The 11,989-nt window shown below is 36.9% G+C and carries 7 protein-coding genes and 1 riboswitch; of the genes, 6 read left to right on the top strand and 1 reads right to left on the bottom strand.

Translation table 11 applies throughout. The annotated features are described in order from the left end of the window. Positions 1 to 53: 53 nt before the first annotated feature. Positions 54 to 581, top strand: coding sequence for an inorganic diphosphatase (locus P278_RS10705; protein ID WP_038266444.1), 528 nt, complete (start codon positions 54 to 56; stop codon positions 579 to 581). Positions 582 to 693: 112 nt separating this feature from the next. Continuing rightward, positions 694 to 3,135 carry a sodium-translocating pyrophosphatase gene (locus P278_RS10700; RefSeq protein WP_038266442.1) on the top strand — a complete coding sequence of 814 codons (2,442 nt, stop codon included), beginning with the start codon at positions 694 to 696 and terminating at the stop codon, positions 3,133 to 3,135. 227 nt (positions 3,136 to 3,362) lie between these two features. On the opposite strand, the gene P278_RS10695 is transcribed toward P278_RS10700, so the two are convergent. Continuing rightward, positions 3,363 to 3,980, bottom strand: a complete 618-nt coding sequence (locus P278_RS10695) for a deoxynucleoside kinase (protein WP_038266439.1) — start codon at positions 3,978 to 3,980, stop codon at positions 3,363 to 3,365. A gap of 365 nt (positions 3,981 to 4,345) precedes the next feature. On the opposite strand from P278_RS10695, the gene metK reads away from it, so the two are divergent. The 4 genes from metK to P278_RS10675 all read left to right on the top strand — a co-directional run bounded on the left by metK (position 4,346) and on the right by P278_RS10675 (position 11,930). Continuing rightward, positions 4,346 to 5,602: a methionine adenosyltransferase gene (metK, locus tag P278_RS10690; protein ID WP_038266437.1), complete on the top strand. Its 1,257-nt coding sequence runs from the start codon at positions 4,346 to 4,348 to the stop codon at positions 5,600 to 5,602. 222 nt (positions 5,603 to 5,824) lie between these two features. Continuing rightward, the gene (locus tag P278_RS10685; RefSeq protein WP_038266436.1) at positions 5,825 to 7,096 is read left to right on the top strand and encodes an O-acetylhomoserine aminocarboxypropyltransferase/cysteine synthase family protein; all 1,272 of its coding nucleotides are present in this window, start codon (positions 5,825 to 5,827) and stop codon (positions 7,094 to 7,096) included. Positions 7,097 to 7,182: 86 nt separating this feature from the next. Then, positions 7,183 to 7,295, top strand: a riboswitch (SAM riboswitch). Between the two features lie 73 nt (positions 7,296 to 7,368). After that, entirely contained in the window at positions 7,369 to 10,764 is a 3,396-nt protein-coding gene (gene thrA, locus P278_RS10680) for a bifunctional aspartate kinase/homoserine dehydrogenase I (RefSeq protein WP_038266575.1), read from the top strand. Next, positions 10,761 to 11,930 carry an O-succinylhomoserine sulfhydrylase gene (locus tag P278_RS10675; RefSeq protein ID WP_038266432.1) on the top strand — a complete coding sequence of 390 codons (1,170 nt, stop codon included), beginning with the start codon at positions 10,761 to 10,763 and terminating at the stop codon, positions 11,928 to 11,930. The genes thrA and P278_RS10675 overlap by 4 nt, the downstream gene beginning before the upstream one ends. Positions 11,931 to 11,989: the final 59 nt, after the last annotated feature.

The following is an 11,989-nucleotide window of genomic DNA, read 5'->3' as shown; positions in this document are numbered from 1 at the left end:
GTGATTTATTGGAGGATGCGCTACCTTTGCACGCCTTAAATAGATATAGAGAAATGAGTGCAGCAAAATTGAAATCATTTGATGTTTTAGTAGAAATTCCTAAAGGAAGTAGAAATAAATACGAATACGATTTTGAATTGAAGAAGGTTCGTTACGACCGTATGATCTTTTCTTCAATGCATTATCCTGCGGATTATGGGTTTATTCCCAGAACTTTAGCTTTAGACGGAGATCCATTAGATGTTTTAGTGTTACTTACGGAGCCAACATTTCCTGGTTGTGTAATCGAGGTAAAACCTTTAGGAGTTTTCCATATGGCTGATGAAAAAGGTCCTGATGAAAAGGTTATTTGTGTGCCAATTTCAGATCCGATTTGGAATAAACTAGATGATTTAAGTGATATTAATCCACATCTTGTAAAAGAAATTGAACACTTTTTTCAGGTATATAAAGATCTGGAACATAAAAAAGTTGATGTTGAAGGATGGGGTGATGTTAACGAAGCTTGGGCTATTATAGACAAGTGTATTGATAGATATGAAGAGAGTATTCATAAAGAAGCAGGAGATTTTGTAGTATAAAACTCTTAAGAATCAATTATATAAAAAGCACTTCCAATTCGGAGGTGCTTTTTTTTATCTCCTTTATTTTCCTATTTTTAGTGAAAATAACAATAACCAATACTTAAATTTCATGGAAAAACTTATTTACTTTTTACCGCTGGCCGGAGTTTTAGGCTTGCTCTTTATGGCCTTCAAATCTTCATGGGTTTCTAAACAAGAAGTAGGGACCGAAAAAATGGCAAGAATTGCTAAAAACATTTCTGATGGTGCAATGGCATTCTTAAAAGCGGAATATAAGGTTTTGGCAATATTTGTACTGGCGGTAGCAGTACTTTTATTTTTTAAAGGACAATCGGATGTAGATTCAACGCCACTTGTTGCAGTTTCATTCATAGTTGGAGCCTTTTTATCAGCATTGGCAGGTTTTATAGGGATGAAGATAGCTACAAAAGCAAATGTGAGAACTACCAATGCAGCAAGAAGCTCTTTAAATGAAGCTCTTGAAGTGGCTTTTTCAGGAGGAGCAGTAATGGGGCTTGGCGTAGTTTCATTAGGTGTTATAGGGTTAAGTGTCCTTTTTATGATTTTTGGTAATATATACTCAATAGATAATGGTAATGGATTGACTTTGGTCTTAAATGTAATTTCTGGATTCTCCCTTGGAGCTTCATCAATAGCGCTTTTTGCACGTGTGGGTGGTGGTATTTACACCAAGGCAGCTGATGTTGGTGCAGATCTTGTTGGTAAGGTGGAAGCAGGAATTCCAGAAGATCATCCGCTTAATCCGGCAACTATTGCGGATAATGTTGGTGATAATGTTGGTGATGTCGCTGGGATGGGTGCAGATTTATTTGAATCTTTTGTTGGGTCTATTATAGCCGCGATGGTTTTAGGAGGTGCTTATTTTGGGATTGCTGAATTTTCGGACTTTAGACTTGGGGCAGTCTACCTGCCACTTGCTCTAGCCGCTTCAGGGATCATAGTGTCTGTAATTGGAACCTTTTTTGTTAAGGTTAAAGAGGGAGGTGATCCGCAAAAAGCTTTGAATGTCGGAGAATTTTTATCTGCTGGTATTATGATTGTGGTTTCTTATTTGTTAATCACAACGCTTTTGCCTGAAACATGGTCATTTAAAGGGAAGGATTTTAACTCGATCGGTGTGTTTATCGCAACTATTGTTGGACTCGTTGCCGGCTTGGGTGTGGGTAAAATTACTGAATATTATACTGGTACCGGAACTAAACCTGTTAAAGGAATAGTAGATCAGTCTGTAACTGGTGCCGCGACGAATATCATTGCTGGTCTTGGAGTAGGAATGATGTCTACCGCTGTACCAATCCTTTTGATAGCAGCAGCTATTATATTGTCATTTCATTTTGCCGGACTCTATGGTATTGCTATTGCTGCAGTGGGTATGTTATCGAATACAGGCATACAGCTTGCTGTTGATGCCTATGGCCCTATATCTGACAACGCGGGGGGGATTGCAGAAATGGCTGAGTTGCCAGCTGAAGTTCGTGAACGTACTGATAAATTAGATGCGGTAGGTAATACTACTGCTGCAATAGGAAAAGGTTTTGCCATTGCTTCTGCAGCATTAACCGCCTTGGCCTTATTCTCCGCTTTTATGCAGCAAGCCAAGATTTCAAGTATTGATATATCTCAGTCCACCGTTATGGCTGGATTGTTTGTTGGAGGAATGTTGCCTTTTGTTTTTTCGGCACTATCAATGGGTGCCGTAGGTAAAGCTGCGATGTCTATGATTCAGGAAGTAAGAAGACAGTTTAATGATATACCTGCCTTAAAAGATGCATTGGCCATAATGAAAAAATATGATGGTGATATGTCTAAGGCAACTGAAGAAGATAAGAAAGTATTCGATAAAGCGGACGGTGTGGCCGAATATCAGAAATGTGTGGAGATTTCAACCAAAGCATCTATTAAAGAAATGGTATTGCCAGGTGTATTGGCTGTATTTACCCCTGTACTGGTAGGATTTGTTGGAGGAGCTGAAATGTTAGGTGGATTACTTGCAGGAGTGACGGTTACAGGTGTTTTGATGGCAATCTTTCAGTCAAATGCCGGAGGTGCGTGGGATAACGCTAAAAAAATGTTTGAAGGTGGAGTAGATATACAAGGGGAGACCTATCAAAAAGGATCAGAACCTCATAAGGCAGCTGTAGTAGGAGATACAGTTGGAGATCCCTTTAAAGATACTTCCGGTCCTTCTCTTAATATTTTAATTAAATTAATGTCTGTGGCGGCACTGGTAATAGCTCCAAGTATTGCAGTGGTAGGAGATGATGCCGCGGCTATGACATCCGAAGCAAAAGAAATAGTAGTTACTGTTAATGAAGATAACAGTTTAAATACTGCCGAGGAGAGTAAGATCGTTAGGGTGGAAATAACAAAGGGCGAAGATGGTATGGCTAAAGCGGTCATAAAAACTTCGTTAACCAAAGATGGTGAAACGGTAACGGAGGAGGAGATTATTGAAGGTACAAATAGTGAAGTGGAAGCCAGGCTAAAAGAACTAGACAATGGTAAGGTGAAAATAAAAGAGAAATTATAATTTCGTTAACACAAACCAAAAGAACTTAAAAGAACCATATTAACGTATGGTTCTTTTTGTATTTAATTGTGTTATTTTATTGATAATCAATTATATAATTGCTATATTTGAGATAGGGTATACCAATATGAATGTTAATATAATATATTGGATTGTCCGAAAAGATTTGGGGTAGTTAAAGGACTAAAAGTATGATTAGAATAATGATATTTTTAGTCCTTTATTTTTTACTCAAATAATCCATGCAATTCTGCATCTATTCTATTTATGATATTTCCCAGGTCTTCCGGGTTGTCTACGAAGTTTACGTTGTCTACATCAATTACAAGAAGTTTGCCTCTGTCATATCCATGAACCCATGCCTCATATCTTTCATTTAATCTACTGAGATAGTCTATAGAAATCGAGTTTTCAAACTCTCTCCCACGATTATGGATTTGACTGACAAGGTTGGGTATCGAACTTCTGAGATAGATTAACAAATCCGGTGGTTGTACTAAACTTTCCATCAATTCAAAAAGTTCTTTGTAGTTTTTATAATCCCGGTTAGTCATTAGACCCATTGCATGCAGGTTAGGGGCAAAAATATGTGCGTCTTCATAAATAGTTCGGTCCTGAATCACTTTTTTCCCACTTTCTCTTATTTGAAGTACTTGACGAAAACGGCTATTCAAAAAGTAGATTTGAAGGTTAAAACTCCAACGCTCCATTTTAGTGTAAAAGTCATCAAGGTATGGGTTGTCTACCACATCTTCGAAATGAGGGTCCCATTTGAAGTGTTTTGCTAACAATTTCGTTAAGGTAGTTTTTCCAGCACCTATATTTCCGGCAATAGCAACATGCATCTTATTTGTTTTTAATTACTTCGATAAAAATCCTTTGAATTTTATTCGTCACGTAAATATACAAGATATCCCCATTAGCCGAAAAAATCTTTTAAGAACATTATAAGAAAGAATGATAGGGCGTTGATATTCTTGATTTTACCATTGTTTTTTTATATCAAATTTTCAAAAAATCAGAAGTTTGTTTTTCAGTTAAATACAAATCGTTACATTTGCAGTCGATTAGGAAACGAGGAAGGATTTGACTGATTGCAACCTCAAAAAAAAATGCTAAAGCAGTTACTTCCGAAAAATAGTATCGGTTTAGAAACTTCTTCAGTATTTATGCATCGTCGATTCCATCGATAATTTTTAAATGTAACATTATGGCGTATTTATTTACATCCGAATCTGTAAGTGAAGGACACCCGGATAAAATAGCTGATCAGATAAGTGATGCATTACTCGATAATTTCTTAGCATTTGATGCTGAGAGTAAGGTGGCATGTGAAACTTTGGTTACAACTGGACAGGTAGTTCTGGCAGGAGAAGTTAAAAGTGATACTTATTTGGACCTTCAAAGTATTACACGCGAAGTGATTAATGGTATTGGTTACACTAAAGGAGAGTATCAGTTTAGTGGTGATTCTTGTGGGGTTATTTCTCTAATACATGAACAATCTCAAGATATTAATCAAGGTGTAGACAGGGCTTCTAAAGAAGAGCAAGGGGCTGGAGATCAGGGGATGATGTTCGGTTATGCTACAAATGAAACTGAGAATTACATGCCATTGGCATTAGATATTTCACATAAGATCCTTCAGGAACTTGCTAAGTTGAGACGCGAGAATAATGAAATCACCTATTTACGTCCTGATGCCAAAGCACAGGTGACGATTGAGTATTCCGACGATAATGTTCCAAAGCGAATAGATACAATCGTAGTTTCAACCCAGCACGATGCTTTTGATCAAGATGATGAAAAGATGTTAGCTGTCATAAAGAACGATATCGTAAATATTTTAATTCCAAGAGTGATAGCCTTATTACCGGAAGGCCTTCAGAAGTTATTTAATGATGATATAAATTATCACATCAATCCGACCGGTAAATTTGTTATTGGAGGGCCACATGGTGATACAGGGCTTACGGGAAGAAAGATAATTGTTGATACCTATGGTGGTAAGGGAGCACATGGAGGAGGAGCCTTTAGTGGTAAGGATCCAAGTAAAGTAGACAGAAGTGCAGCTTATGCCTCACGTCATATAGCAAAAAATCTGGTAGCCGCAGGAGTTGCAGATGAAGTATTGGTTCAAGTGAGTTATGCTATTGGGGTGGTGGAGCCAACATCAATTTTTATAAACACCTATGGTACGGCTAAAGTGGATCTAAGTGATGGGGAAATTGCTCAAAAGGTAAAGGAGCTTTTTGATATGAGACCATATGCAATAGAAGAACGATTAAAATTGAGGAACCCTATCTATTTCGAAACGGCAGCATATGGTCACTTAGGGAAAGAGCCTAAAACCGTTAAAAAGGTTTTTGAATCACCTTATAATGGGCGTATAGAAAAAGAAGTTGAGTTATTTACCTGGGAGAAATTAGATCATGTAGATCAAATTAAAAAGGTTTTTGGTTTATAACATTAATGGCTGTTTTTGTGTAAGTAGCCGGAATTAAATTTATTAATATTAATTTTAGTCAAAAGAAGTTTCAAATGAAATCAATAATTAACATGATGCCAATGATGATGTGGAAGTTTTCCGCAAGGGTGACTGTTATGTGATTTCTAGATATAACAATAGTTCAGGCCCTTGCTTTTGCAAGGGCTTTTTTTTTGTAAAATAATAATTAATTCAAATAAAATGAGTACAAGATTTTCAACCAATTCATTACATGCAGGATACGATGTAAATGAGAACCGCACGTCAAGAGCAGTGCCAATTTATCAAACAACATCATATGTTTTTAAGGATACAGATCATGCAGCTAATTTGTTCAACCTATCGGAACCAGGGTTTATTTATACCCGTTTAAATAATCCGACTAATGATGTTCTTGAAAAGCGTTTAGCTGCTTTGGAAGGCGGAATAGGTGCAGTGGTAACCTCTTCGGGTACTGCCGCCACATTTACAGCTTTACTTAGTATATTAAAAGCAGGAGACCATATTGTGGCTTCAAATAGCCTGTATGGCGGAACTTATAATTTTTTAAACGTAACATTGCCTAGATTAGGTATAAATACATCCTTTGTAGATCCCTCTGACCCGGAAAATTTCAGAAAAGCCATCGCAGATAATACAAGGGTGGTGTTTGCTGAATCCTTAGGGAATCCAAAATTGGACGTTCTGGATTTAAAGGCTATAGGAGAGGTGGCCCGGGAAGCTGAGGTTCCTTTTATTGTAGATAATACCGTGCCAACCCCATATCTTCTGAATCCTATTGCATATGGAGCGAATATTGTTATTCACTCGCTTACTAAATATCTAACAGGGAATGGAACTTCTTTAGGAGGGGTTATTATCGATGCAGGGAATTTTAATTGGGCTAATGGTAAATTTCCCGAATTCACCGAGCCATCACCAGGTTACCACGGATTAGTATATCACGATGTTTTAAAGGAAGCAGCTTTTATAGCTAAGGTCAGGATAGAAGGATTGAGAGATTATGGAACCACCTTAAGTCCATATAATGCTTTTCAGACTTTGCAAGGATTGGAAACCCTCGAAATTAGGGTTAAAAAACATAGTGAAAATGCTTTGGAGTTAAGTGAATGGTTGCAAAAGCATGAAAAAGTGGAATGGGTTAATTATCCGGGATTAAAGTCTAGCTCTTATTTTGAACTGGCAAATCAATATTTGCCTAAAGGGCAAAGTGGTCTCGTGACTTTTGGCTTAAAAGGAGGTTTTGAATCTGCGAAGAAGGTGGTAGATGGTGTAAAGATATTTTCTTTGTTAGCTAATTTCGGAGATGCAAAATCTTTAATTATCCACCCGGCAAGTACAACTCACCAACAGTTGGACGAGTCAGAACAAGAGTCTACAGGAGTTACTTTAGATTTAATAAGGATATCCGTAGGCTTAGAAGATATTGAAGATCTTAAAGCAGATTTAGAACAGGCCTTTGCTCATATATAATATACCAAATAATATAACTAATGTATTGGCTATTTTAAGAATAATACGTTTCTTTGCATTTCAAAAGTTCAACGACTTACTGAGAAATGTTATCAAGAAAGGTGGAGGGATTAGACCCAAAGAAACCTTAGCAACCCTTTGACTTGTCAGAGAAGGTGCTGCATTCTACCTCAAATTACAACTTGAGGATAGATAACAATAAGAATTTTCTTTTGTGATTTTCTACACCTTTCTTTTTAACCTTTTTCGAAGTCAATAAAATATAATTGACCTTGGATAATAATTTATTACAACTTCAGATAAATAATTTTACGACCGAAAGTGGATCAAGTCAAGAGTTGACTTTGTCATATCAAATATTTGGTCAGCCATTGCATACTGCTCCTGTGGTGTTAGTAAATCATGCGCTTACAGGAAACTCTAATGTTTCCGGAAAAACGGGGTGGTGGAAAGAATTAATAGGAGAAGGTAAATGTATAGATACTAATGAGTATACCCTGCTTTCATTTAACATTCCGGGTAATGGATACGATGGATTTACGATAGATGAATATAAGGATTTCGTGGCACGGGATATCGCGAAGATCTTCTTGTCTGGTCTTGAGATTTTAGGAATTGAAAAACTTTATGCACTCATCGGAGGTTCGCTTGGAGGAGGAATCGCATGGGAAATGGCTGTTTTAAATCCAGATATAACGGAGCACCTAATCCCGGTGGCGAGTGACTGGAAATCTACGGATTGGCTGATCGCGAATTGTCAAATTCAAGAACGTATACTGCTTAATTCTAAAGATCCGGTGCATGATGCAAGAATGCATGCAATGTTGTGTTATCGAACCCCGGAATCATTCAAAGAGCGTTTTCATAGAACAACTAATGATGAATTGCAGGTTTTTAATGTAGAAAGTTGGTTAATGCATCATGGGAAAAAGTTACAGGAAAGATTTCAGGTGTCAGCATATCTTTTGATGAATCAACTTTTAAAAACAATAGATGTTTCAAGAGGAAGAAAAGAGTTGTATCATATTTTGGAAACAATCAAAGCGAATATCCATATTATAGGGGTCGATTCAGATCAGTTTTTTACTCCTGAGGAGAATAGAGAAACCTACAAGCACTTAGCTCAGGCGAAACCAAATGTTGTATATAGTGAGATCCATTCTTTACATGGTCATGACGCTTTTCTAATTGAGCATGAGCAATTGGAAGAAATATTAAGTCCGGTTTTTCAAAAAGGTAAGAAAAGTAATGGGATAAAAGTGCTGAAATTTGGTGGTAAATCATTGGCTAATGGAGAGGGAATCAATAATGTCTTAAATATATTAGAATCCAAAATTCAAAATAATGACCGTATTGCAGTGGTGGTTTCAGCTAGAGGTAGCGCCACCGACGATTTGGAAAATATTTTGAATCGAGCAGCTCAAAATACCGATTATAAGCATCTTCTGGAGGCATTCAAAGCGTATCAAAAGGCAGATTATACTGTAGATTTTAGTAAAGAATTTTCAGAATTAGAAAAGGTCTTTGAAGGAGTAAGATTGTTAGGTGATTATAGTGATAAAATTAAAGATCATGTGCTTTCTCAGGGAGAATTATTATCAGCAAAACTCATTACACATCTTTTAAGTGAAAAGGGGATTAAAGCTGTTTTTACGGATAGCCGTGATCTAATAAAAACAGACAATAAGTTTGGTAACGCTCAACCAATACATAATGTGTCAAAAGAAAATGTAGTAGATTATTTTTCGAAGAATGGTAATTCAATACATATTGTAACAGGATTTATTGGGAGTACATTAAACAATGAAACGACAACGTTGGGGAGAAATGGCAGTAATTATTCTGCTTCCTTAATAGCCAATTTTTTAAATGCAGATGAACTGCAAAATTATACCCATGTAGACGGTATTTTTACGGCGAATCCAGATATGGTTAAAAATGCTGAGCAAATAGAGCAGCTTTCCTATAATGAAGCGAATGAACTGGCAAATTTTGGTGCAAACATCTTGCACGCCAAAACGATCATTCCATTGATAGAAAAAAATATCCCACTGAGAATATTAAATACCTTCAATAAAAATAGTAAAGGAACTTTAATAACAGCAACCCCAAGTCAAAAAGGTATTAAATCACTTTCAGTTTTAGATAATGTTGCATTATTGAATCTGGAGGGTAGAGGTCTTTTAGGGAAGTCTGGTGTTGATGCAAGGATTTTCAAGGCATTGGGAGATGCAGGAATTAGCGTAAGTATAATTGCTCAAGGCTCGTCTGAAAGAGGCATAGGTCTGGTGATAAACGCGGAAAAGGCAGAGGCTGCCAAAAATGCGCTGGAGAGAGAATTTGAAATAGATTTTCACTCGAATGATGTTAGTAAAATATCCTACACGGATGAAGTAGCAGTGATTTCTATTGTTGGACAGGATCTGAGTACTTTTCATAAGCCGTATAATACCTTGATTAAAAATAACATTGTTCCTATTTTATTTAATAATACTGTTACAGGTAAAAATGTGAGTCTTGTAGTAAGTCAAAATGATTTGCACAAAGCTATCAATGTGATGCATGGTGAAATCTTTGGTATATCCAAGAAAGTAAATATCGCTGTATTTGGTCATGGTACCGTAGGAGGAACATTGATAGATCAGGTATTAGCATCTAAAGCTTCTATCGAAGAAAGAAAAAATGTGAACTTAAACATTTTTGCAGTTGCAAATTCTCGAAAAGTTTTGTTTGCAGAAGAAGGAGTTGATGAAAATTGGGAAACAGCCTTGAAACTATCTGAGGTTCCATCGAGCGTTGATGCGATAGTCGATTTTGCCAGAGAACACCACTTAGAGAACCTAATAGCTGTTGATAATACTGCAAATAAGGATTTTGTGGGGCATTATATTGAGTTGGTAGAAAATGGTTTCGACCTGGTATCATCCAATAAAATTGCCAATACTTTAGGGTATGAGTTTTATAAGGAATTAAGAGTAAAATTAGACGAAAGACAAAAGCAGTATTTGTATGAGACAAATGTTGGAGCAGGACTTCCTTTAATTGATACCATACGAATTTTACATTTATCAGGAGAAAATATTACGCGTATAAGAGGCGTGTTCTCAGGAACTTTAAGTTTCTTGTTTAATACTTTTTCTTCTAAAGATAAACCGTTTAGCGAAGTATTAAAACAAGCGATTGATAGTGGTTTTACAGAACCGGACCCTAGAGAAGATCTTAATGGAAATGACGTGGGTAGGAAATTATTAATACTTGCCAGAGAACTTGATTTGCAAAACGAGTTTACCGATGTAAATATCCAAAATTTAGTTCCTGAAGAAATAAGAGAGGGAGGAGTTGAAGATTTCCTAGGGAATTTAAATGCTTTTGATGCTCCTTATAAAAGTATTAAAGAAAGCCAAAAAGAAGGACATGTGCTTCGATATGTAGGTGACCTGCATGGTGATCTACAGCAAGATAAAGGAGTGCTCGATGTAAAATTAACATCCGTCCCTGCAAATAGTGCTTTGGGGCAGGTGAGTGGAGCAGATTCTATTTTTGAAATTTATACAGAATCATATGGAGACCGACCTATCGTTATTCAGGGAGCAGGTGCAGGAGCCGCTGTTACAGCCCGAGGAGTGTTTGGCGATATTTTAAAACTAACCGAAAAAAATAACTCATGAGTAAGAATCATTTTGAAACAGATGCAGTAAGAACACAGCTTAATAGATCTGAATTTTTAGAGCACTCAGTGCCAATGTACGTAACTTCAAGCTTTGTTTTTGAAGATGCAGAAGATATGAGGGCTTCTTTTTCTGAAGAAAAGCAAAGAAACATTTATAGTCGTTTCACCAATCCAAATACCTCTGAGTTCGTAGAGAAGATTTGTAAGATGGAAGGAGCGGAGGCGGGTTATGCATTTGCTACGGGAATGGCTGCTGTTTTTTCTACGTTCGCTGCATTGTTGGATAGTGGTGATCATATAGTTTCTGCACGTTCGGTATTTGGTTCAACCCATACCTTGTTTACTAAATACCTTCCAAAATGGAATATAGAAACATCCTATTTTAAGGTTAATGAGCCTGATAAAATAGAAAGCTTGATTAAACCAAATACAAAGATTCTTTTCGCTGAGTCACCAACAAATCCTGCGGTTGATGTTCTTGATCTTGAGTATTTGGGTGAAATAGCTAAAAAACACAATCTAATATTAGTAATCGATAACTGTTTTGCTACGCCATACTTACAACAACCAATTGAGTTTGGTGCAGATATCGTTATACACTCGGCTACCAAGCTTATTGACGGACAGGGTAGAGTGCTTGGAGGAGTTGCCGTGGGGCGTCAGGACTTAATTCGTGAAATTTATCTTTTTAGTAGAAACACAGGACCGGCCATGTCTCCTTTTAATGCATGGGTCCTGTCAAAGAGTTTGGAAACACTGGCAGTACGTGTAGAAAAGCATTGCCAGAATGCAGTTAAACTGGCGGAATTCTTGGATAAACATGATAAAGTAAACTTTGTTAAGTATCCATTTCTTAAATCACATCCGCAGTATGAGGTTGCCAGGAAACAAATGAAGCTTGGAGGGAATATTGTAGCCTTTGAAATAAAAGGAGGAATTGAAGCCGGACGTAAATTTTTAAATAATATAAAAATGTGTTCGCTCTCTGCTAACCTTGGAGATACCAGAACGATTGTAACGCACCCTGCCTCAACAACGCATAGTAAGTTGAGTGAGGATGACAGAATGGAAGTCGGTATATCTGATGGTTTGGTGCGTGTTTCAGTTGGTTTGGAACATGTTGATGATGTTATAAAAGACATTTCACAGGCCCTAAGTAGTTAAATATCCAAAAAAAAGTATGCTTATCTCAAAAAAAGGTATACTTTTGCCAATAAATCTAT

Source organism: Zhouia amylolytica AD3, from assembly GCF_000511935.2.
Lineage (GTDB): Bacteria > Bacteroidota > Bacteroidia > Flavobacteriales > Flavobacteriaceae > Zhouia > Zhouia amylolytica.
Note: the sequence above shows the minus strand (reverse complement) of the source record. Positions and strands in the feature narration are given on the sequence as shown.